The organism is Actinoplanes sp. NPDC049681 (assembly GCF_044465265.1).
GTDB lineage: Bacteria > Actinomycetota > Actinomycetes > Mycobacteriales > Micromonosporaceae > Actinoplanes.
In genome coordinates this window covers 247,104-268,021 of the sequence record NZ_JBITLP010000006.1, presented here as the reverse complement: position 1 = coordinate 268,021, position 20,918 = coordinate 247,104, and the positions used below count along the sequence as shown (strand labels likewise).

At 70.0% G+C, this 20,918-nt stretch carries 20 protein-coding genes; 10 read left to right on the top strand and 10 right to left on the bottom strand.

The annotated features are described in order from the left end of the window. Nucleotides 1–77: 77 nt before the first annotated feature. The 4 genes from ACIBO8_RS23105 to ACIBO8_RS23090 are packed head-to-tail and all read right to left on the bottom strand — an operon-like array spanning nucleotide 78 to nucleotide 4,026. Nucleotides 78–881 (bottom strand): SAM-dependent methyltransferase, encoded by an 804-nt coding sequence (locus ACIBO8_RS23105; protein ID WP_396117347.1) that lies wholly within the window; start codon nucleotides 879–881, stop codon nucleotides 78–80. 43 nt (nucleotides 882–924) lie between these two features. Continuing rightward, nucleotides 925–1,590 (bottom strand): GPP34 family phosphoprotein, encoded by a 666-nt coding sequence (locus tag ACIBO8_RS23100; RefSeq protein ID WP_396117346.1) that lies wholly within the window; start codon nucleotides 1,588–1,590, stop codon nucleotides 925–927. Next, complete coding sequence (locus tag ACIBO8_RS23095) at nucleotides 1,590–2,612, bottom strand: acetamidase/formamidase family protein (RefSeq protein WP_396117736.1); 1,023 nt, start codon at nucleotides 2,610–2,612, stop codon at nucleotides 1,590–1,592. Before ACIBO8_RS23095 ends, ACIBO8_RS23100 begins: the two co-directional genes overlap by 1 nt. Nucleotides 2,613–2,616: 4 nt before the next feature. Further along, nucleotides 2,617–4,026, bottom strand: a complete 1,410-nt coding sequence (locus ACIBO8_RS23090; RefSeq protein WP_396117345.1) for an APC family permease — start codon at nucleotides 4,024–4,026, stop codon at nucleotides 2,617–2,619. Nucleotides 4,027–5,393: 1,367 nt separating this feature from the next. Here ACIBO8_RS23090 and ACIBO8_RS23085 point away from each other — a divergent pair. Continuing rightward, nucleotides 5,394–5,576, top strand: a complete 183-nt coding sequence (locus ACIBO8_RS23085) for a DNA-binding protein (protein ID WP_366158473.1) — start codon at nucleotides 5,394–5,396, stop codon at nucleotides 5,574–5,576. 50 nt (nucleotides 5,577–5,626) lie between these two features. On the opposite strand, the gene dprA is transcribed toward ACIBO8_RS23085, so the two are convergent. The 3 genes from dprA to ACIBO8_RS23070 form a co-directional block, all read right to left on the bottom strand. Next, the gene (gene dprA / locus ACIBO8_RS23080; RefSeq protein WP_396117344.1) at nucleotides 5,627–6,847 is read right to left on the bottom strand and encodes a DNA-processing protein DprA; all 1,221 of its coding nucleotides are present in this window, start codon (nucleotides 6,845–6,847) and stop codon (nucleotides 5,627–5,629) included. A gap of 120 nt (nucleotides 6,848–6,967) precedes the next feature. Then, nucleotides 6,968–8,506, bottom strand: coding sequence for a YifB family Mg chelatase-like AAA ATPase (locus ACIBO8_RS23075; RefSeq protein ID WP_396117343.1), 1,539 nt, complete (start codon nucleotides 8,504–8,506; stop codon nucleotides 6,968–6,970). A gap of 1 nt (nucleotide 8,507) precedes the next feature. Further along, a complete protein-coding gene (locus ACIBO8_RS23070) occupies nucleotides 8,508–8,867 on the bottom strand; it encodes a YraN family protein (protein WP_396117342.1) in 360 nt (119 codons plus the stop codon). Between the two features lie 145 nt (nucleotides 8,868–9,012). Here ACIBO8_RS23070 and ACIBO8_RS23065 point away from each other — a divergent pair, with 145 nt between their 5' ends. The 8 genes from ACIBO8_RS23065 to ACIBO8_RS23030 all read left to right on the top strand — a co-directional run bounded on the left by ACIBO8_RS23065 (nucleotide 9,013) and on the right by ACIBO8_RS23030 (nucleotide 16,508). Further along, nucleotides 9,013–9,630 (top strand): hypothetical protein, encoded by a 618-nt coding sequence (locus ACIBO8_RS23065; protein WP_396117341.1) that lies wholly within the window; start codon nucleotides 9,013–9,015, stop codon nucleotides 9,628–9,630. Between the two features lie 263 nt (nucleotides 9,631–9,893). Continuing rightward, complete coding sequence (gene rpsB, locus ACIBO8_RS23060) at nucleotides 9,894–10,742, top strand: 30S ribosomal protein S2 (RefSeq protein WP_396117340.1); 849 nt, start codon at nucleotides 9,894–9,896, stop codon at nucleotides 10,740–10,742. An 80-nt stretch (nucleotides 10,743–10,822) separates the two neighbouring features. Next, the gene (gene tsf / locus ACIBO8_RS23055) at nucleotides 10,823–11,653 is read left to right on the top strand and encodes a translation elongation factor Ts (protein ID WP_396117339.1); all 831 of its coding nucleotides are present in this window, start codon (nucleotides 10,823–10,825) and stop codon (nucleotides 11,651–11,653) included. A 92-nt stretch (nucleotides 11,654–11,745) separates the two neighbouring features. Continuing rightward, nucleotides 11,746–12,522: a UMP kinase gene (gene pyrH / locus ACIBO8_RS23050; RefSeq protein ID WP_396117338.1), complete on the top strand. Its 777-nt coding sequence runs from the start codon at nucleotides 11,746–11,748 to the stop codon at nucleotides 12,520–12,522. Between the two features lie 55 nt (nucleotides 12,523–12,577). Continuing rightward, a complete protein-coding gene (gene frr, locus ACIBO8_RS23045; protein WP_396117337.1) occupies nucleotides 12,578–13,135 on the top strand; it encodes a ribosome recycling factor in 558 nt (185 codons plus the stop codon). Nucleotides 13,136–13,323: 188 nt separating this feature from the next. Continuing rightward, a complete protein-coding gene (locus ACIBO8_RS23040) occupies nucleotides 13,324–14,217 on the top strand; it encodes a phosphatidate cytidylyltransferase (RefSeq protein WP_396117336.1) in 894 nt (297 codons plus the stop codon). 34 nt (nucleotides 14,218–14,251) lie between these two features. Beyond that, on the top strand, nucleotides 14,252–15,430 hold the full coding sequence (gene rlmN / locus ACIBO8_RS23035; protein ID WP_396117335.1) for a 23S rRNA (adenine(2503)-C(2))-methyltransferase RlmN: 1,179 nt from the start codon (nucleotides 14,252–14,254) through the stop codon (nucleotides 15,428–15,430). 40 nt (nucleotides 15,431–15,470) lie between these two features. Beyond that, nucleotides 15,471–16,508 carry a DivIVA domain-containing protein gene (locus tag ACIBO8_RS23030; RefSeq protein ID WP_396117334.1) on the top strand — a complete coding sequence of 346 codons (1,038 nt, stop codon included), beginning with the start codon at nucleotides 15,471–15,473 and terminating at the stop codon, nucleotides 16,506–16,508. Between the two features lie 48 nt (nucleotides 16,509–16,556). Here ACIBO8_RS23030 and ACIBO8_RS23025 read toward each other — a convergent pair whose 3' ends face one another. After that, nucleotides 16,557–16,802, bottom strand: a complete 246-nt coding sequence (locus ACIBO8_RS23025) for a DUF2631 domain-containing protein (protein ID WP_396117333.1) — start codon at nucleotides 16,800–16,802, stop codon at nucleotides 16,557–16,559. Between the two features lie 133 nt (nucleotides 16,803–16,935). Here ACIBO8_RS23025 and ACIBO8_RS23020 point away from each other — a divergent pair, with 133 nt between their 5' ends. Next, a complete protein-coding gene (locus ACIBO8_RS23020; protein ID WP_396117332.1) occupies nucleotides 16,936–18,483 on the top strand; it encodes a Rieske 2Fe-2S domain-containing protein in 1,548 nt (515 codons plus the stop codon). Between the two features lie 147 nt (nucleotides 18,484–18,630). On the opposite strand, the gene ACIBO8_RS23015 is transcribed toward ACIBO8_RS23020, so the two are convergent. Together ACIBO8_RS23015 and ACIBO8_RS23010 are read right to left on the bottom strand one after the other, a co-directional pair. After that, entirely contained in the window at nucleotides 18,631–19,107 is a 477-nt protein-coding gene (locus ACIBO8_RS23015; RefSeq protein ID WP_396117735.1) for a winged helix-turn-helix domain-containing protein, read from the bottom strand. A gap of 205 nt (nucleotides 19,108–19,312) precedes the next feature. Further along, nucleotides 19,313–20,908 (bottom strand): phytoene desaturase family protein, encoded by a 1,596-nt coding sequence (locus ACIBO8_RS23010; RefSeq protein ID WP_396117331.1) that lies wholly within the window; start codon nucleotides 20,906–20,908, stop codon nucleotides 19,313–19,315. Nucleotides 20,909–20,918 lie beyond the last annotated feature (10 nt).

Sequence of the window (20,918 nt, the reverse complement as noted above, 5' to 3'; positions counted from 1 at the left end):
CTGGAACGACATCGGCGACTTCCACACCCTCGGCGCACCGTCCGCCGGACGGAGGCACCGACGGATACCCCAACCGCTCAAGGAGCAGGCTTGCGAGCAAGACCGCCATAACCCCCCACCTGTTCCGGCGGAGGCGCATCCTCAGCGGTATTCCGCCACCTGCTGATGACCGCCACACCCGGCGGCACCAACTCGTACCCGTCGAAGAAGCGCTCGATCTGCCCACGGCTGCGCAAGCTGAAGTCGAAGTTCTTCATGCGCAATGCGTCCGCAGTCCCCGGCGGCAGGAAATCGCCGGTGCCGTGCGACAGCGCGAGGTAGCTGCCCGGTGCCAGCCCGTCCATCAGCGTTCTCACGATGCCGTAGGCCTGCTCCGCGTCCGGGATGAAGTGCAGGACCGCGATGAGGAGCAGCCCGACGGGCTCGTCGAGATTCAGCGTGCCGGTCAGTTCCGCATGGGCCAGGATTCGCTCGGGTTCGCGCAGGTCGGCCTGTAGGTAGGCGGTTCTTCCGCGGGGATCACTGACGAGCAGGGCGCGGGCGTGTACGAGGACGAGGGGGTCGTTGTCCACGTACACGATGCGGGTTGTGGGGTCGATGCCCTGGGCGACCTCGTGGGTGTTGTCGGCGGTGGGGAGGCCGGTGCCGATGTCGAGCAGTTGGCGTATCCCGGCCTCCTTCACGAGGTAGCGCACGATGCGTTGCAGGAACAGCCGGTTCTGCTGGGCGGTGATTCTGACGTACGGATAGAGGGCCTCGACGGCATCGGCCGACTCGCGATCGGCTTTGAAGTTGTCCTTGCCGCCCAGCCAGTAGTTGTAGCGGCGGGCGGGATGGGCCACGGAGGTGTCGATGCTCGGCCGGTTCTCGTCGGATGTCATGCGGTCGCAGTCCTTGCTGTAGACGGACGTGGAGGAACGGCGGTCAGAAGGGCGCGGTCGCCAGGTCGCCGATGGCGTAGCGGACGAGTCCGGCGATGTGCGGGATCACGGCGAGCCGGGAGAGGGTGCCGGCGCGGGCCGGGATCTGGTCGGTGATGGTGCGCAGGATCGCCTCGGCTTCCGCGGTGCTGTACGGCAGCAGCAGCGTGCTGTGCAGGTTCAGCGCCCAGACCAGTGCGCACAAGCCGTCGAGGGCGTTGTCGCGTACGTCGGTCTTGTAGAGCCGCCGGATGAACTGCGACCTGATCCACGACGTGATGGCGTCGTCGGCCAGCCGGTAGCGGCTGCCCCGGAGCAGGCGGCGGTGCTCGACCAGGGTTCCGGCGGCGATCATTGCCGCTACCGTGCGGTCGTACAGATGGAGGGTGGGATCTCGCAGCAGATCGGCGAGCCGGGGTTCGTGCCGGTCGCGGATGGTGATCAGGACGGCCGCGGCGATCGGGTCGCCCGTGGGGCCGGTCTGGTAGCCGTGGAGGCGGACTCGGCCGTCGCGCAGGTGAACACGGTCCTGCAGGAGCAGGTCGACGATGGCCGCGCCGGCCAGGCCGACGTTCAGGGCGCGGACGTCGAGGCGTGGACGCAGGTCGCGGGTCTCATCGTGCGCGAGCAGCCACAGTTGGTCGCGGATCGAGGCGACGTCGCGGGTCATCACACCACGGCCCCGAGCGACGAGTGGTTGCCTCCTGCGGCTGCGATGGTGCGGAGCCGTTGGTGCGTACCCCGGTATGGCGGATCGCCTCGCACCAAGCGTTTGTCGACGGCCGCGACGATCGTGTATTCGGCGTCGACCACGTTGCCGACGTGAGCGCGGCCCGCCTGGGAGATGAGCTGATACGCGTCGAGCAGGTCGAGCCCGGTCAGCGCGCTGACATGGTGCACGAGATCGGCATGGGCCATCCGATACGCGTCTTCCAGCGGCCGCGCGACACCGACGGACATGACGGCAACGTCGGTCTCCAGCCGGGGCAGTGCGGACGGTACGCCGGGAACCACGTCGACGATCAGCACGACGTCCATCGGCACCTCGACGGCCACCCCGCACAGCTCGCCGTCGCCCTGGCGAGCGTGGCCGTCGCCCACCGCAAGCAGCGCGCCCGACACGTTGACCGGCAGGTAGACGGTGGTGCCGGCCCGGATCAGCGGGCTGTCGAGATTGCCGCCGTGGGTTCCGGGAAGGATCGAGGCCCGCACCTCGCCGGCGGCAGGTGCCACACCGATGGTGCCCAGCATCGGTACGAGCGGGAGGTCGACGTGATAGCTGCTGCCCCGGGCGGCGTAGCGGACCGTCGCCCGCCGGTGATCGATCGTGTACTCCCACACGCGTTCGGTCAGCGGGGGATGCAACATGGCCGTCGTGTGGGTTCCGGTGAGGGCGCCGAAATGCGGAAACGTCGACGAGAAGCCGACTCCACCCACCGGAGTCAAAGACATCACATGTACGGCCAGGGTGTCGCCCGGCTGCGCCCCCACCACCTCCAACGGGCCGGTCACCGGGTTCAGGTACGGCATCGTGCATACCCTGCTGGGCAGATCATCGGCCGAGCGGACATTGCCCGCGAAGCAGTCGAGGGTGCGCAGCCGAACCGGCCGCCGAGGCAGGATGCGGGCGACCGGATCCTTGCCGCCGAAGGTGTACCCGATGGTCGTGTCGATGGCGGGGATGAACGACATGTCCTCAGTCACGGTCGCCCGCCTCGGAGTCAAGACCCGCCAGGTACGGACGGCGTCCGGTCGCCGTCAGCGCCAGCAGCACCAGCACACCCAGACCGAGCCACGCCAGCCCGGTGCGCTGCGCCAGGATGTTCGCGTTGACGACGATTCCGCTGAGGATCAGCACGCCCGCGGTCGGCAGGAGCAGTGTGCGTACGACCCCGCCCGCGGCCCGGCCCACCCGTACGCGGCGGGCGACGACCGACAGGTGCACCACGATGAACGACAGGATCGCCCCGAAGTTCACCAGGCTTGCCATCAGCGAGATCCCGTCGTCCCGCGAAGCCATGTACAGGCCGAGAACCAGGGAGACGACGGCGGTGAGCAGAATGCCGTTGGCCGGCACGGAACGCCGTACCGAAACTCTGGCCAGAAATGCCGGCAGCTGCCGGTCGCGAGCCATCGCATAGAGCAGCCGCGACGTGCCGACCTGGGCGACCATGTTGTTGGCCAGCCCCCACGCCAAGGCGGTCGCGAGCGCGGTGAGAGTGGCCAACCACGACCCGGCCGCAACGCGGGCGGTCTCGAAGAAGGCCGTCCCCGCCGCATCCCCGTCGGCGATCAGCGTCGCGGGATCCTCGACCAGCAAGGCCGCAAGAAAGGTCTGGGCAATGAACACCAACCCCGTGATCCCGAGCGCGGCAACCATGGCGCGGCTCACCTGCTTGGCCCCGCCCCGGGAATCTTCGGCCAAAGTGGACAACGCGTCGAAACCCAGGAAGGAAAGGGTCGCCACGGAAGCCGCCGTGGCCAGCACGCCGAGGTGAAACTGGCTACTGGTGTAGAAGGGCTCCCAGGAGAATCCCCGCCCGCGCCCGATGGCCAACGCCATGGTCGCGGCGGCCATGTAGATCGCGAGGATTGCCAGCTGCCCGACGAGGAACACCTTGTTGAGCAACCGGGTGGTCTTGATGCCGAACAGATTCAGCGCCGCATTGACGACGACGAAGACGACGATCCACGCCCACACGGGCACAGCCGGAGCCACCGAAGTCATCGACGCCGCGGCTATCAACGACAACAGACCGGGGACGAGAACGTAGTCGAGCAGAATGGTCCAGCCGGCCAGAAAGCCGACCCACGGGGCCAGCGCCCGTCCGGCGTACGTATAGACGGATCCGGCCATCGGATAGGCCTGCGCCATCACGCCGTAGGACGAGGCCGTGACCATCATGGCGACCATGCCGATGGCGTAGGCCAGGGCGACCATGCCGCCGGAGGCCTGGAAGACCGAGCCGAAGATGCCCATCGGGGCGATCACGACCATGTAGATCAGGCCGTAGACGACCAGGTCGGCGAAGCTGAGGGTACGCCGGAGCTCCTGTCGGTAGCCGAAGCGTTCCAGGGTGGGGGTATCGGGATTATGTGCAGCCATTCGGCGGGGTGCCTTTCTGTCCGAGGGGGTGTGGTGAGGCCGCCAGCCCTTCGACCCGGTTCGGTGACCATCGGCTTCCTGCCCTCGGCGTTGTCGGTGTGGCCGGCGCGCGGCGGTCGTTGACCGTGCTGGGCCGGAACCGTGCGGTGCTCGGCCCTGCCCGGGCGGGACCGTGCGGCACTGCGCTTGGTCGGCCGGGGCCGTGCCGCTCTCCGCTTGCTCGGCCGGGGCCGTGCCGCTCTCCGCCTGCTGGCCCGCCCGGTGCCGCTCTCGGCTTGCTTGGCCGGGACCGAGCGGGTTCCGGCCTGCTCCGCCGGTCCGCTTGGCCCAGGCCGTGCGGCCCTCTGGCTGCTCGGCCGGACGATGCGCATCTCGGCCTGTTCAGCCGGGGACAGAGCGGTCGTCTAGCGCAGGCATGGCCGCGAGTGGACCTTTGTCCGGACGTAGTAGTCCAACTGGAGCTGCGGTGACGGATCTGCCGATGAGGAGTCCTCGCCCCTTGTGCGCCTGAAGCCACACAGCAACAGCGATTCGGTGCGCGTGGCGAAAGCAAAACCACGCCACTGATTCGCTGAGGGAAATCCACGGATCGCCTGAGCTCGTGCGGGCACGTACAGAGCCGGAACAGCGCCTGTCCCGCGTCGACCTAGAGGCCGCACGCGGGTGGGGGAACCGTCTGGTCCAGTGCGGTCAGGACCACGCGAAGCATCGGGCCGCAGCCGGGGCAACGATGTTGACGAAGGGTCGCCGGACGGAATGTGGCTCGTGGTGACCGCCGGCCGGGGACGGGCGAGTAGTCAGCCTGTTCTTCCCGGTGAGTGGCGTCTGTTTCTGGTCCACATGTGTGATGCCGAGCGCTGTAGGTCTGGGGTGTGGCGTGTGGTGACTGCCGGCCGGGGACGGGCGAGTAGCCAGCCCGTTCTTCCCGGTGAGTGGCGTCTGTCTTTTGTCCACATCCACGATGTCGAGCGCTGCGAGGCTGTTGTGCGAGACGGTGGGAAGGTCATCCTCGGCCACGGCGGTGCTCGTGGCCTGAGCAAGACGATCATTTTGTGGCGGGGAGGCGGTGATGGTCGATGTCGGGATGATGCAGGTGCAGGCTGAGCAGGAACCGAACCGTGCGGTTCTCGGACCGGTGGGAGGAGAGGTTGCCGACGACCGCAGGTGAGGCAATGCCGCTGGGTGGGCCGCTGGGTGGGCCGTCGGGGCCCGGGGGTGCACGTGCGTGACCTGGGCTGAACTTCGCCTGAGTGGGCTGGTCATGAAGCTACCCTACTTGACGTACGACTAGACGTCTCTCAGCAAGTTGACCCATGACTAATAGTCATAAGTCTACGGTCGATCATGTGGCTAAGGCAATCCGACTCATGGGTGCGCACGAGATCCGCGTCCGTCTGGGCATGGTGAGCCGGCAACGGGCGTATCAGATCACCAGCCGCGCGGATTTCCCTGCGCCGATCGCCGACCTGGCGCAGGGCAAGGTCTGGCTCGCGGAGGACGTCGAAGTCTGGATGAAGGCGCACCGCCGCGACGTCGACGACGCCGAATAGAGACTCGCGACGCGTCCCCGGAGGTGAGATCCGCAAGCCGGGACAGCCGGTCATGCCGGATCCTGGGGTGGGAATCCCGTACGAGCCACCGAGCTTCGGGCCAGCGCCGCCAGTGCTATCCCGTCGTTGCGGCGGACCACCAGGCCTTTCATCTCCAGTAAGGACAGGCGGCGGAGCACCGTACGTATCCCCAATCCGGCTCGTGCCGCGAGTTGTTCCGGGCCGGCGCTGCCGCGATGGGGGACCGCCTCCAGGACCAGGGCCGATTCCTCGTCGAGGTCGTCGCGGACGTGGTTGCGGGCGCGGGCAGGCTCGGCCAGGTATTCGCCGATCCTGCCGACTTCGTCGAGTACGTGCGCCACATTCGTCACCAGCCGGGTCTGCGGATATCGCCGGAGCAGTTCGTGGCAGCCCACCGACATCGCCGAGGTCACCGGTCCCGGCACGACCATCGCGTGCCTGTTCAGGGCGACCACGCGACTCATCGTCTGGAACGCGCCGCTGCGGGCCGCTGCCTCCACCACCACCGTTCCCGATGTCGCTGCGGCGATGACACGGTTGCGGATGAGGAAGCGGTGACGAAGCGGCTCCGCGCCCGGCGGCCATTCGCTCATCAGTACGCCGCTGTCCGCGATCTGTTCGAACAGGGCGGCGTTGCCCACCGGATAGGGCCGGTCGAGCCCGCACGCCAGCACCGCGACCGTGAAGCCGCCCGCTGCCAAGGCCGCCCGGTGCGCCGCCGCGTCGATACCGAACGCTCCGCCGGAAACGACCGTCCACTCCTGCTCCGCGAGCCCGTACCCGAGGTCGGCGGTGACGTGCTGCCCGTACGGTGTCGCGGCGCGTGCTCCCACGATGGCCACTGAGCGCTCGAAGGCGTCGCTCAGGGGACGGGAGCCGCGCACCCACAAGCAGAGCGGCGGGCGTACGTCCCGGTTGACGCGGCCGGCGACGTCGAGTTCCAGCGTGGCCAGCGCCTCGACGCCGATGGGCCACTCGCCGTCGGCCGGTACGACCACCCGCGCACCGAGGCGCTGGGCGCGGCGCAGGGCCATCTCTGCGATGCGGCGCGGGTCTGCGGAGTCGGAGCGCGATGCGACCGCCGTACGCAAGGCAGCCTCGGGAATGTCGCCGGCGATGAGACGGGCCAGGGTCTCCTCGGCGCCCTGGGTCTGCACCAGGTGCCAGATGATGCGGTTGCCGGGCTCGGCGAGCCAGGTGAGGGCGACCCGGGCCAGGCGATCGGTGTCGCTTCCCGGCCGGCTGGTCACTTCGCCGTCCTGTCGTCGGTCTCGGCGGGGGAGGGCGGTCTCTTCGACGGTCGGCCGTCGCGCATGATGCCGACGGGCCGGTCGGTTGTTCCCGTGAGGACCCGGTGGTGCGGTTTCGGTTCAGTGTTCGGCTTGTCGAGCATGTGCGTCTCCCAACCTCAGTTGTGCGGCCTCGTCCACGTCGGAGCCGCTCGGTCTTTGCCGTCCGTCGAGGTCGGCGATGGTCCAGGCCAGCCGGAGGATGCGGTCGAAGCCACGAGCGGAGAGCGAACCCCGGTCGAGGCCGGCACGCAGCGCCGCGGTCGCTTTGGGTGGCAGGCGCCAGGGCTGCCGCCGTAGGTGCGGGCCCGGGACCTCCGCGTTGACCAGCCACCCGTCGGCCGCCCACCGGGCCGCGGCTGCGGCCCTGGCTTGGGCGACGCGCCGGGCGACGGCAGCGGAGGGTTCGGTCGTTGCCGCGGTGGTCATCAGCTGGGCGGCGCGGATCGGGGGCAGGGTGATCTGGATGTCGATCCGGTCGAGCAGCGGACCCGAGATCCTGCTCAAGTAGCGGCGCCGCACCAGTGCGGTGCATTGGCAGAATTGCTCTCCGCCGGGGTTGGCGCAGGGGCACGGATTAGCGGCGAGCACGAGCTGGACGCGGGCCGGGTATTCGGTGTTGCCGCGGGCTCGCGCCAGCACGACGCGACCGCTCTCCAGCGGTTGCCGGAGGGCCTGCAGGGTGCCGTTGGCGAATTCCGGCGCCTCGTCGAGGAAGAGGACGCCGCGGTGGGCGAGGGAGATCGCGCCGGGCCGCGCCAGGCCGGTGCCGCCGCCGACGAGTGCGGCGAGGCTGGCGCTGTGATGCGGCGCCTGGAAGGGAGGACGCCGGACCAGCCGGCCGTCGGCGGGGAGCACTCCGGCTATCGACTGGAGCGCCGTCACTTCGAGGGCGGAGGTGTCGTCCAGCTCGGGGAGGATCGAGGGCAGGCGCTCGGCGAGCATCGTCTTGCCTGCGCCCGGAGGGCCGAGCATGGACAGGTGGTGTCCGCCTGCTGCGGCGACCTCGATCGCGTACCGGCCGAACTCCTGTCCCGCGATGTCGGCCAGGTCCGGGCCACGAGGCTCCGGGGCGACGATCGGTGGAGGCGGGGGAAGGAGGTCGTGGCCTCCGCATATGAAGGAGACGAGCCGGCGTAGGGAGTCGACCGCCCCGACCGCCATTCCCGGCACCATGGTGGCCTCGCGGGCGTTCTCCAACGGCACGATGACTCGCTGCAGGCCGGCGGCTGCGGCTGCCGCGACCATCGGCAGGATGCCCCGCACCGGGCGGACCGTTCCGTCCAGGCCGAGCTCGCCGAGGACCACCACTCCTTCCAGGGGCTGCAGTGGTAGCTCACCTGCCCCGGCGAGCAGGGCGCAGGCGATGGCGACATCGAAGGTGCTGCCCTGTTTCGGCAAGGTGGCGGGCAGCAGGTTCACCGTGATGCGGCGGTTGGGCCAATGTTGGCCGGAATTGACGACGGCCGCCCGGACGCGATCCCGGGCCTCGTTGAGGGCCGCGTCGGGTAGGCCGGTGAGGACGACCGCGGGCAACCCGACGGAGAGGTCGGCCTCCACCTCCACCACGTGGCCGGACATGCCGACCAGGCCGACGCAAAGGACTCGGGCGTAGCTCATTTCAGAACGCCGCGCGGAGGTGTTCGATCCGGGCCGGCCCCTTCGGCTGGGGTGTCACCGCCACCACGTCGAAGCGGACCTCCCGTGGCCGCAGCGTGCTCTCCGCCAGCCAGCGGGCCGCCAGTCTGCGCAGTCGCTGCACCTTGGTGCGGCTTATCGCCTCCGCCGGCGTCCCGAATGTCGCGCTGCGCCGGGTTTTGACCTCGCAGAAGACCACGTCGTCGCCGTCGCGGAGGATCAGGTCGATCTCGCCGTCGGTGCAGCGCCAGTTGCGGGCCAGGGTTATGAGGCCTTGGTCGCTCAGGTGGCGTTCGGCGAGGCGTTCGCCGTACTGGCCGACCGCGCGTCTCTGGTTCGTCATGGGCGTCACCCTGGCCCGGATGTGGGCGGGGCGGGTGGGCGGTTGTGGACGCAGGGCAACTGTGGATAACCGTACGGTGATCACGGAGGGGTGATAAGGGCTCAGCGGTGGCATCCCGCGTCCGCGTCACCTACGGTGCGAAATCGTGGACGGACATCGCCGGTACGCCGAAGATCCGGAGCCGAGCTGGTACACGGGGCAGCGCGCCTCGGCCGAGAGCCCGGCCGTGAACTCTTACGACTCGGGGGTGCACGAGCGCCCCAGCGGCGCGTTCCGGCTTCCGGAGCAGCGCCCCGCCGACCCGTACGCGGCTCCTCCGGGTTATTCGTCGCCCGATCCGATGGCGACCTCGGGTGGCTACTCGGTGTCACCTACCGAGTCCGGCTCGCTACGCATCCCGGTGCGCGGACCGGAATATCCGACGGTCCGGCCGACCGGTAAGCCCGAGCCCGTGACGACCTCCACGTACGCCGGGGCGGCCCGGCGCCCGGTTTCCGCCGTGCTCTTCGCGGTCGGCACTGCTGTCCTGCTCGTCCCGGCCGTCCTGTTGCTGATCCAGGCTGCCTTCATCGACGATCCGGCCGCGCGGGGCGTCGTGCCGGCCGTTCTGCTGATGCTCGGGCTCCCGCTCACCGGCATGGGGCTCTACACGCTCTCCGGGGAAGGGCGCGCCGCCCGCCTCGAGGCCTGGTTGCGCCCGCCCCTGGCGTACCTTCCAGTGGGTTTGATCTTGCTCCTGGCGGCCGGCCTGGGCGTGGGCTGACGCGGGCCGGGGGACCGGGAGCCGCCCGGGAGCGAGCCCCCGGACGCACGGCGTATGCTTGTCGGCGGCGACCGCCTCGCGCGGTCGACCTCGCGCGCCCTCTGCAACGTGCTCATCGACCGCGCCGTGGTCGATGATGAGCCGTCAGCGACGGCCCTCCCTGGTCCCGATCTCCTTCGGGTCCATCCCGGGCCGGCGACCGGGCGCCAGGACGCCCACCGCCGGTGAGCGTGACAACCAGGGAAAACAGGGAGCAATTCACCATGGCCGTCGTGACCATGCGTCAGCTGCTGGAGAGCGGTGTCCACTTCGGGCACCAGACCCGGCGCTGGAACCCGAAGATGAAGCGCTTCATCTTCACCGAGCGCAACGGTATCTACATCATCGACCTGCGCCAGACGCTCGACTACATCGAGAAGGCCTACGCCTACGTGCGGGACACCGTCGCCGAGGGTGGCCACATCCTCTTCGTCGGCACCAAGAAGCAGGCTCAGGAGGCGATCGCCGAGCAGGCGACCCGCGTGGGCCAGCCGTACGTCAACCACCGCTGGCTGGGCGGCATGCTCACCAACTTCCAGACGGTGTACAAGCGTCTGCAGCGCATGAAGGAGCTCGAGGCTCTGGGTGACCTGACCGGCACCGCCGCCGGGTACACCAAGAAGGAGACCCTCCAGCTCTACCGGGAGAAGACCAAGCTCACCAAGACCCTCGGTGGTCTGCGCGACATGACCAAGGTGCCGTCGGCGATCTGGGTCGTCGACACCAAGAAGGAGCACATCGCGGTCGACGAGGCTCGCAAGCTGGGCATCCCGGTCATCGCCGTACTCGACACCAACTGCGACCCGGACGAGGTCGACTTCCCGATCCCGGGCAACGACGACGCGATCCGCTCCGCCGAGCTGCTGACCAAGGTCGTCGCGGCCGCCGTCGCCGACGGCCTGATCGCCCGCTCCGGCCGGGGCCGGGGTGGCGCCGACGAGAAGCCCGAGGCCACCGTCGCCGCCGGCGAGCCGCTGCCCGAGTGGGAGCGCGACCTCTACGAGGGTGCCGAGAAGAAGGCCGCGGACACCGAGCCGGCCGCCGCCGAGCCGGTCGCGACCGCCGCGGAGTAATCCCTCAGGCAGCCGGTCGCCGCGAGACGGCGGCCGGCACCTGCAGTCCCGAGACCTTCCCGAGGATCGAAGAGAGAGTCATGGCCAACTACACCGCCGCGGACGTGAAGAAGCTCCGCGACCTCACCGGCGCCGGCATGATGGACTGCAAGAAGGCGCTCGACGAGTCGGACGGTGACTTCGACAAGGCCGTCGAGTTCCTGCGCATCAAGGGTGCCAAGGACGTCGGCAAGCGCGCCGGCCGGACCGCCGCGAACGGCATCGTCAGCCACTTCGGCACCGCGCTGCTCGAGCTCAACTGCGAGACCGACTTCGTCGCCAAGACCCCCGACTTCGTCGCGCTGGGTCAGACGCTGGTCGAGCACGGCTCGAAGACCAAGGCGGCCGACGCCGCCGCGCTGCTCGGCTCGAAGCTCGAGGACGGCCGCGCCGTCGCCGACGTGATCCAGGACTTCTCGGCCAAGATCGGCGAGAAGATCGTGGTCAACCGCTTCGCCGAGCTCGACGGCAACGTCGCGGTCTACCTGCACCGCAAGGCGCAGGACCTGCCGCCACAGGTGGGCGTCCTGGTGCAGTACACCGGCAAGGACGACGAGGCCGGCGCCGACGACGCCCGCGCCGTCGGCATGCAGATCGCCGCCATGCGGCCGAAGTTCCTCACCCGCGACGAGGTCCCGGCCGAGACGGTCGAGAACGAGCGCCGCATCGCCGAGGAGACCGCGCGCGAGGAGGGCAAGCCCGAGCAGGCCCTGCCCAAGATCGTCGAGGGCCGGGTGAACTCCTTCTTCAAGGACTTCGTCCTGCTCGAGCAGCCGTCGGTCACCGACAACAAGAAGACGGTCAAGCAGGTCGCCACCGAGGCCGGCATCGAGGTCACGCGCTTCGTCCGGTTCGAGGTCGGCCAGGAGTAATCCAAGCCGAGGGGGAGGTCGGGACGCGAAGCAAGCGCCCGGCCTCCCCGTCACATAAGGTCTCGGGTTAGCGAAGGAAGGGCAGGGTCGGCATGACGATGGTGACCGAGCAGACTACCGAGCAGACTGTCGCGGTGGGCGAGGTCCCGGTGCCGCGGCCCGAACGGCCCCGGCGGGTCGTCCTCAAGCTCTCCGGCGAGGTCTTCGGCGGCGGCGCGGTGGGCGTCGACCCCGACGTGGTGCAGGGCATCGCCCGCCAGATCGCCTCGGTGACCCGCCGCGGCGTGCAGATCGCCGTCGTCGTCGGCGGCGGCAACTTCTTCCGCGGTGCCGAGCTGCAGAAGCGCGGCATGGACCGCAACCGCGCCGACTACATGGGCATGCTCGGCACGGTCATGAACTGCCTGGCGCTGCAGGACTTCCTCGAGAAGGAGGGCATCGAGACGCGGGTGCAGACCGCGATCACGATGGCCCAGGTCGCCGAGCCGTACATCCCGCTGCGGGCGATCCGGCACCTCGAGAAGGGGCGCGTCGTCATCTTCGGTGCCGGCGCCGGCATGCCGTACTTCTCCACGGACACGGTCACGGCGCAGCGCGCCCTGGAGATCCACGCCGATCTGGTGCTGATGAGCAAGAACGGTGTCGACGGCGTCTACACCGCGGACCCCCGTACCGACCCGGGCGCCCGGAAGATCGACCACATCACCTTCGCGGGCGTGCTCCAGCAGGGCCTTCGGGTGGCCGACCAGGCCGCTTTCAGCCTCTGCGAGGAGAACGGCCTGCCCATGCTCGTCTTCGGGGCTCAGGGTGACGACACCATCGTCCGAGCCGTGAGCGGCGAGAAGATCGGTACTTTGATCACCACGTGATCCCGCGCCACGACCACCATCGGAAGTCCAGTAGAAGCAAGGAGGCGACGGAGCGGTGATCGACGAGATCCTCTTCGAGGCCGAAGAGAAGATGGAGAGCGCGGTCGAGCACGCCAAGGAGGAGTTCGCCGCGATCCGTACGGGCCGTGCCACGCCGGCGATGTTCTCCAAGATCGTTGTCGACTACTACGGCGCGCCCACCCCCGTGACCCAGATGGCGTCCGTCGGGGTGCCCGAGCCGCGCATGGTGATCGTCAAGCCGTACGACCAGTCCCAGCTCGGCCCGATCGAGCGGGCGATCCGCGACTCGGACCTCGGGGTGAACCCGAACAACGAGGGCACCCAGCTGCGCATCCACCTGCCGCAGATGACCGAGGAGCGGCGCCGGGAGATGACCAAGGTGGCGCGGCACAAGGCCGAGGAAGGCCGCGTGGCCATCCGCAACGTGCGCCGCAAGGCCAAGGAGCAGCTGGACCGCCTGGTCAAGGACGGCGACGCCGGCGAGGACGAGGTCCGGCGCGCCGAGAAGGAGCTCGACGACCTCACGCACCGCTACGTCGCGGTCGTGGACGAGCTGGTCAAGCACAAGGAAACCGAGCTGCTCGAGGTCTGATGTCGTACCCCGAGCCCCGCGGCGGGCACTCCGGCAGCCGGGCGTCAGATTCCTCCGACGTCCCGGCGCCGTATGCCGGTGCTCCGGCACCGCGGGCCGGAACGGGGTCCGCCTGGGCGGCGCAGCCGCCGGAACCGTCCTGGGCGGCGCCGACCGCGGCGACCTCGACCTCACAGGCGGAGTGGGAGTTGACCACAGCGGAAGCGACCCGGCGCGGCCCGGGCAAGCGCCGCGCGGGACGGGACGGGAAGCCGGTGCCGGCGAAGCAGAACGGCCGTGCCGGGCGCAATCTGCCGGCGGCGATCGGGGTCGGCACCGGTCTGGTGCTCGCCGTGCTGCTCTCCATGATCTTCTGGAAGCCCGCCTTCCTCGGCGTCATCGCGCTCGCCGCGGGCGTCGGCATCTGGGAGATGGTGCGCGCGCTCAAGGTGACCGGGGCCCGGCCCCCGCTGGTCCCGTTGCTCGGCGGCGGCCTGCTGATGACCGGCCTGGCCTGGTACGAGGGCCCCGACGCGCTCCAGCTCGGCCTGGCCGCCACCCTGCTCGCCGCACTCGTCTGGCGCTTCAGTGAGCACAAGGCCGGTTTCCGGCGGGATCTCGCCGCAGCCGCGCTGATCACGGTGTACGTGCCCTTCCTGCTCAGCTTCGGCGTGCTGCTCGTCAAGCCGGACGACGGCGCGATGCGGGTGCTGTGCGCGCTGCTCGCGGTGGTGCTCTCCGACACGGGCGGGTACGCGGCCGGCGTCTTCTTCGGCAAGCACCCGATGGCCCCGACCATCAGCCCCAAGAAGTCCTGGGAGGGCTTCGCCGGGTCGCTCACCGCGGCCGCCGTGGGCAGCTCGCTGCTGCTCTACTTCCTGCTCGACATCTCGTTCGGCTGGGGGCTGCTCTTCGGTGCGGTGATCTCGGTCGCCGCGGTCGTCGGCGACCTGGCCGAGTCGATGCTCAAGCGCGACATCGGGATCAAGGACATGAGCAACCTGCTGCCCGGCCACGGCGGCCTCATGGACCGGCTCGACTCCATCCTCTTCGCCGTACCCGCGGCGTATCTGCTGCTCTCCCTCATCGCGCCGCCGGGGTAGGCATGCGCATGCGACGTGGGAGACTGGATACGCCATGACGATTCTTCCGGTCATCCCGACCAGCCCCGACACCCCGGACGCGGTTCCGACGCGCCGCCGCCCCGCCATGCCCCCGCGCCACCTCGCCGACCTCGACCTGGCCGGCCGCCGGGCCGCCGTGGCCGACCTGGGCGAGCCCGCCTTCCGCGCCAAGCAGCTCTCCACGCACTACTTCGGCCGGCTCGTGCGCGATCCCGAGGCGATGACCGACCTGCCGGCCGCCGCCCGCAGCCGCCTCGCCGAGGACCTGCTGCCCACCCTGCTGACCCCGCAACGGGAGCTGGCCTGCGACGACGGCGCCACCCGCAAGACGCTGTGGAAGCTGCACGACGGCGCGATGGTCGAGAGCGTGCTCATGGGCTACCCCGACCGGGTCACCGCCTGCGTGTCCAGCCAGGCGGGCTGCGGCATGGCGTGCCCGTTCTGCGCCACCGGCCAGGCGGGGCTCACCCGCAACCTCTCGGTGGCCGAGATCGTCGACCAGGTCGTGTACCTGGCGGGCGTCGCGGCCTCCGGCGCGGTCACCGGCTCACCGCCGCGGCTGTCCCGGGTGGTGTTCATGGGCATGGGCGAGCCGCTGGCCAACTACCCCCGGGTGATCGAGGCCGTCCGGCGCCTCACCGCCCCGGCGCCTGAGGGCCTGGGGCTGTCACAACGGCACATCACGGTCTCCACCGTGGGGCTGGTGCCCGCAATGCGTCGGTTGATCGCCGAAGAGCTGTCCGTGACCCTTGCGTTGTCCCTGCACGCCCCCGATGATGATCTGCGCGATGAGCTAGTGCCCGTCAACCAGCGCTGGAAGGTGGCCGAGGTGCTCGATGCCGCGTTCGACTACGCGGCGCAGACCGGTCGTCGGATCTCCATCGAATACGCCCTGATCAGGGACGTAAACGATCAGCCCTGGCGTGCCGACCTGCTTGGCAGGCTGCTGCACGGCAAGCTGGCGCATGTGAACCTGATCCCGCTCAACCCCACGCCGGGCAGCAAGTGGGACGCCAGCCCCAAGCCGGTCGAGCGCGAGTTCGTCCGCCGACTGCGGGAGGCCGGCGTCGCGACCACGGTCCGCGACACCCGGGGCCGGGAGATCGACGGTGCATGCGGCCAGCTGGCCGCAAGTGAGCTGACGGTGGTGGACGCTGGGGGCGCCGCCGCCGACGCGGAGGTGGCACGATGACTGGGCCTGGTTCCCAGCAGACGCGAATTTGGGAGACGTTGTGACGAGTCAGGGGCAGCGTTTCCGCCGTCGCGCACTGCGCCGCGGCTACAAGGTCGACGAGGTCGACGCCTTCCTGGACCGGGTGGAGGCCACCCTGGCCGGCGAGCCGGTCGGAGCGCCCGTGGGCGCCCAGGAGGTGCACGACGTCGTCTTCCGGGTGCGTTTCGGCGGCTATGACGAGTGGCAGGTCGACCTGCACCTCGACCGGGTGGAGCGGCAGCTGGCCGAGTTCGAGGACCGCGGCGGCCGGGGTCCCGAGGTGCGGATGCAGCCCGAGCCGATGCGGGGCGGCGCCATGCCCCCCGACCGGATGAGCCCGGCGATGGGCCGCACGGCCCCGCCGACCGAGCGGCTGCAGGCCCCGGTGCGCGACGACCGCCAGTTCGCCCGCGACGAGTACGCCCGCGACGAGCAGTACGCCCGCGACGACCAGTACGCCCGCGACCCGTACGCGGAGGACCGCATGCAGCCGCAGCAGATGCCCCAGCGGCAGATGCCCGGCCCGGACCCGTACGGTCGCTACGAGGAACCCGGCTACGGCGGCCAGCAGATGCCGCAGCGTGCCCCGGGCCCGCAGGGCTACGACACCGGCTCGTACGAGCAGTTCGAGCCGGGCCGGCACGGCAAGGCCGACATGACCGCCGAGATCCGCATGCCGGAGCGGGAGCGGGGCGGCTTCGGCGGCCCGGCCCCGATGAGCGGCCCGCCCATGAGTGGCCCGCCGATGAGCGGTCCCCCGATGAGCGGCCCGCCGATGGGCGGCGGTCCCGGCGGCGGCGGCAACCCCGAGCTCTACCGGGTGGACCAGCTGCGCCGCACCTTCCAGCCGCGGCGTTTCGGCAGCGGCTACGACCCGGTCCAGGTCGACCGCCTCTTCGAGAGCATCCTGCAGGCCATGACCGGCCGGGGCCCGATGCCGGTGCCCGAGAACGAGCTCGACACGCTGCAGTTCGGGCTGGTTCCGGGTGGCTACTTCGAGGCCGAGGTCGACGCCGCGCTGCGCGAGGTCAAGGACATCCTGCTGCGGCGTCGCTGACGCACGGAACGGCCCGCCTCCCCACGGGGAAGGCGGGCCGTCGTCGTCCTACTGGTCGTTGGCCTTCAGGCCGTTGCGGCGCAGCACCACGTCGGCCAGCACGATGCCGACGAGCAGCAGCGCCATGCCGATGAGCCAGATGTTCTCGGTGTTGCCCTCGTGGTTGCCCCACAGGTAGAGCAGCATGATCGCGGCCGACCCCAGCGCGCCGATCCGGGCCCACTTGCGGTTGCCCGGCTTGAGCTGGTCAGGCGCGTAAACCGGCTCGTTTGCCACAACCGGCTGATCTGCCACGACTCGGTCCTCCTCGAGGAAGCGGTGCCAACGTCACGGTCAGTCTCGCACGGCGCCTCCGCGCGCGGCTCACCAACCCGTACCCGGTACCTTCGATGCCGTCGGATTGTGTAGGAGCCGAGGGAGTGACACGGTGCGGATCACGGGCACTGGGCATGCCAGCATGCGGATCGACACGGGCGCGGGCAGCATCCTGTGCGATCCGTGGGTCAACCCGGCGTACTTCGCGTCGTGGTTCCCGTTCCCGGACAACTCGCAGCTCGACTGGGAGACGCTGGGCGACGTCGACTACCTCTACGTCTCGCACCTGCACCGCGACCACTTCGACGCCGCGCACCTCAAGCGTTTCATCAGCAAGAAGGCCACGGTGCTGCTGCCGGAGTATCCGACCAGCCAGCTCGAGGACGAGCTGCGCGAGCTGGGCTTCACGAGCTTCTTCAAGACGAAGAGCAACGAGGTGCACGAGCTCGACGGCGGCCTGAAGATCATGATCCAGGCGCTGATCAGCCCCACCGACGGGCCGATCGGCGACTCCTCGCTCTGGGTCGAGCACGACGGCGTCCGCGTCCTCAACCAGAACGACGCCCGCCCCACGGACCTGTCGACCTTCGCCGAGCTCGGCCACGTGCACGCGCACATGCTGCAGTTCTCCGGCGCGATCTGGTATCCGATGGTCTACGAGCTGCCCACGTCCGCCAAGACCGCCTTCGGCAAGCAGAAGCGTGACCGGCAGTTCGACCGCACCTGGCGCTACATCGACGACCTGAAGGCCGATCACGTCTTCCCGATCGCCGGCCCGCCGTGCTTCCTCGACGACGAGCTGTGGCAGTTCAACGACATCTTCGGCGACGAGGGCAACATCTTCCCCGACCAGTCGGTCTTCATGGCCGAATACGCGAAGGTCGGCGGCACGAACGGCGTCGTCCTGCTCCCGGGCAGCGTGTCCGAGCTCACCACGGAGAGCATCGAGACCACCCACCCCACGGACGTCGACGAGTTCTTCGCCAACAAGAAGGCCCACCTCGAGGAGATGCGCGAACGCAAGGCGCCGATCATCGCCGCGGAGAAGGCGTCGTGGCGGCACCCCGAGATCGACGTACTGGGCGAGCTCAAGAAGCGCATCGAACCCCTGCTCGAGGAGTCGATCTACCTGGCCAAGGGCGTCGGCGGCCCGGTCCGCTTCGACCTGGTGAGCTACGACGGCGACGCGATCGAGTCGATCGTGGTGGACTTCCCCGGCAAGCAGGTCCGCCCGTACGCCGACGAGAAGGTCCGCTACCGCTTCCGCACCCAGCGCGAGCTCGTCGAGCACCTCATCTTCATCGACGAGGGCGACTGGGTGAATTCGCTGTTCCTCTCCTGCCGCTTCTCCGCGGCCCGCATCGGCCAGTACAACGAGTTCGTCTACGCGTTCTTCAAGTGCCTCAGCGAGGAGCGCCTGCAATACGCCGAGGGCTGGTACGACGAGCACGAGAAGGCCGTGGAGGCCGAGGACACCCACTTCGGCGAGTGGACGGTCCAGCGCCGCTGCCCGCACCTCAAGGCCGACCTGAGCCGTTTCGGCATCGTCGAGGGCAACGTTCTGACCTGCCAGCTGCACGGCTGGAAGTTCGACCTCCCGAGCGGGCGCTGCCTCACCAGCGTGGGCCACAAGATCCGGGCAGAGAAGACAGGTTCGTAAGAGCAGGACGTCGTAGCGGGGTGGTGGGTGCGGACCGCTGCTCCCGCCGAGGGCCGGGGCGAGCCGAGCACGGGCGCGGGGCGCCCGGAACGCTCGGCCCACCCCGGCGACGTGCGTGAGTGGTCGCGCCCCGAAAAACCCGGAAGATCAGGGCGCGAACCGGTAACCGAGTCCCGGCTCCGTCACGACGTAGCGCGGCCGGGCCGGATCCGGCTCGATCTTGCGGCGCAGGTTCGCGAAGTGCACGCGCAGGTAGTTGGTCTCGTTGCCGTAGGCCGGCCCCCACACCTCGCGGAGGAGCCGACGGTGGTCGATCACCTTGCCCGGGCTGCGGGCGAGGATCTCCAACAGATGCCACTCGGTCGGGGTGAGGCGCACCTCGCCCGCCGCCGTGGTCAGCCTCTTGGCGGCCAGATCGATCGTGAACGCCGCGGTGGTGATGGTGGCGTTGCCGCTCTCCGGCGCGGGCGCCGCCCGGCGCAGGGCGGCCCGGATGCGGGCGAGCAACTCGTCCATGCCGAACGGCTTGGTGACGTAGTCGTCCGCGCCGGCGTCCAGCGCGGCGACCTCGTAGGATCCGTCGCCGCTCGGATAGGCGCGCACCACGTGCCGGTACGAGGCCACGACCACCGCCAGCAGCACCACGACGGCCAGCGCGACCCAGGGGGCCAGGAACAAGGTGCGCCAACCCGCCCAGCGTCAGCACATGCAGGATCTCCTGGGTCGCGTACGCCACGGACGACAGCGGGCCGGTCAAGCCACGCCGGAGTCGCACCGGCGAGGGCCTTGGCGCGTTCTTGACGCCCGGCGGCGGGACCTTGTCGTGGCCTTAGCGGCCCAGGTCGGCCAGGATGCGCTTGGCGGCGTTGTGGCCGGCGGCGCCGATGACGCTGCCGGCCGGGTGGGCGCCCGCCGAGCCGGCGTAGAGCCCGTCCAGGCCGGTGAAGTACGGCATGCGCTCGTCGAAGGCGACCGTGTTGTCGACGTGGTGGATGTGCCCGCCGGTGATGCCGAAGTGCCGCTCGATGCCCTGCGGGGTGAGCGGCATCATGTCCGCCACCAGCGACGACGTGCCGGGCGCGTAGCGGTCGCAGATCTCCAGCAGCCGGGTGACGTAGCCGGGCAGCGCCTCGTCCCAGGTGGTGCCCTCGAGCTCGTACGGCACCGACTGCACGAACAGCGCCGACGAGTGGTGGCCGGCCTCGTCCTGCAGCGAGCGGTCGACCGTGGTGTGCAGGTACCACTCGATGGTCGGCTCCGCGGGCAGGCGGCCGGCCTGCACGTCCGCCCACATGGCGCGGAGGGCGGCCATGGGGGAGTCGTAGTCGGCGAGCCCGGCCAGGCCCGCCGAGCCGGGCAGCAGGTGGATCGTCGAGCCGAACGGCGACGCGGCGTCCTCCGGCAGGCACGAGAAGCGCGGCAGACCCGCCAGCGCGAGGTTCACCTTCATCGTCGTGCCGGTGCGCTTGACCGCCGCCATCCGCGTGGTGAGGGCCTCCGGCAGCGCTCCGGAAGGCACCAGGGACATCAGCTGGTACGGGTCGCACGAGCCGAGCACGACCCGGGACGTGATGGTCCGGCCGTCGGCGAGGGCCACGCCGGTCGCCGTTGCCTGGGACACGGTTACGGCGCTCACCGGCGTACCCGTGAAGATCTGGGCTCCTGCGGACCTCGCAGCGGACGCGAAGGTGCGGGAGACCGTGCCCATGCCGCCCGCCGCGACCATCCACGTGCCGTCCGCGCCGGGCAGGCGGCACATGTTGTGGACCAGGAAGTTGTGGCCGGTGCCCGGGTCGTCGGGGCCCGCGTTGAGCCCGGAGAGGCCGTCGGTCACCGCGTACATGCTCGTGAGCAGTTCGCTCTTGAATCCGAAGCGCTGGAGGTAGTCGGCGACGGAGCCGCGTACCAGATCGATGAAGGTGCTCTGGAGCTGCGGCCGGATGTGGCGGTCGGCGATCTCCTCGACGGAGGCCGGCTCCTGGAGCCACGCGGGGGCGAGGTCGGCGCGCAGCGCGGCGATCTCGACCTGCATGGCCTCGTCCGCGGCGATGTCGCGCGGGGAGAAGAACCGCTCCATCTGGGCCCGGGTGGCGTCGCGGTCGCTGCCGAAGAGCAGGTACGGCGAGCCGGGCCCGCCCGGCGTGGGCAGGAAGTAGTGCGGGTCGCGGCGCAGCACCGGGATGTCGACGTCCAGCGTCGCCAGCAGCTCCGGCGGCATGAGACCCAGCAGGTACGACCCGGTGGACTGGCCGAGGCCGGGCACCTTGCCGAACGGGTGCTCGGTGCGGGTGGCGCCGCCCAGCACGTCGGCGGCCTCGAGCACGACGACGTCGAGGCCGGCGCGGGCCAGCAGCACGGCGGAGACCAGGCCGTTGTGGCCCGATCCGATGATCACGACGTCGGCACGATCCGGCAGAGCGCTCATGGCCGCCGAG

What these genes read in the sequence shown, in the direction of transcription:
- ACIBO8_RS23105 (WP_396117347.1), bottom strand. Translation starts at nt 881, where the DNA reads ATGACATCCGACGAGAACCGGCCGAGCATCGACACCTCCGTGGCCCAT.
- ACIBO8_RS23100 (WP_396117346.1), bottom strand. Translation starts at nt 1,590, where the DNA reads ATGACCCGCGACGTCGCCTCGATCCGCGACCAACTGTGGCTGCTCGCG.
- ACIBO8_RS23095 (WP_396117736.1), bottom strand. Translation starts at nt 2,612, where the DNA reads ATGTCGTTCATCCCCGCCATCGACACGACCATCGGGTACACCTTCGGC.
- ACIBO8_RS23090 (WP_396117345.1), bottom strand. Translation starts at nt 4,026, where the DNA reads ATGGCTGCACATAATCCCGATACCCCCACCCTGGAACGCTTCGGCTAC.
- ACIBO8_RS23085 (WP_366158473.1), top strand. Translation starts at nt 5,394, where the DNA reads ATGGGTGCGCACGAGATCCGCGTCCGTCTGGGCATGGTGAGCCGGCAA.
- ACIBO8_RS23075 (WP_396117343.1), bottom strand. Translation starts at nt 8,506, where the DNA reads ATGAGCTACGCCCGAGTCCTTTGCGTCGGCCTGGTCGGCATGTCCGGC.
- ACIBO8_RS23070 (WP_396117342.1), bottom strand. Translation starts at nt 8,867, where the DNA reads ATGACGAACCAGAGACGCGCGGTCGGCCAGTACGGCGAACGCCTCGCC.
- rpsB (WP_396117340.1), top strand. Translation starts at nt 9,894, where the DNA reads ATGGCCGTCGTGACCATGCGTCAGCTGCTGGAGAGCGGTGTCCACTTC.
- tsf (WP_396117339.1), top strand. Translation starts at nt 10,823, where the DNA reads ATGGCCAACTACACCGCCGCGGACGTGAAGAAGCTCCGCGACCTCACC.
- pyrH (WP_396117338.1), top strand. Translation starts at nt 11,746, where the DNA reads ATGACGATGGTGACCGAGCAGACTACCGAGCAGACTGTCGCGGTGGGC.
- rlmN (WP_396117335.1), top strand. Translation starts at nt 14,252, where the DNA reads ATGACGATTCTTCCGGTCATCCCGACCAGCCCCGACACCCCGGACGCG.
- ACIBO8_RS23010 (WP_396117331.1), bottom strand. Translation starts at nt 20,908, where the DNA reads ATGAGCGCTCTGCCGGATCGTGCCGACGTCGTGATCATCGGATCGGGC.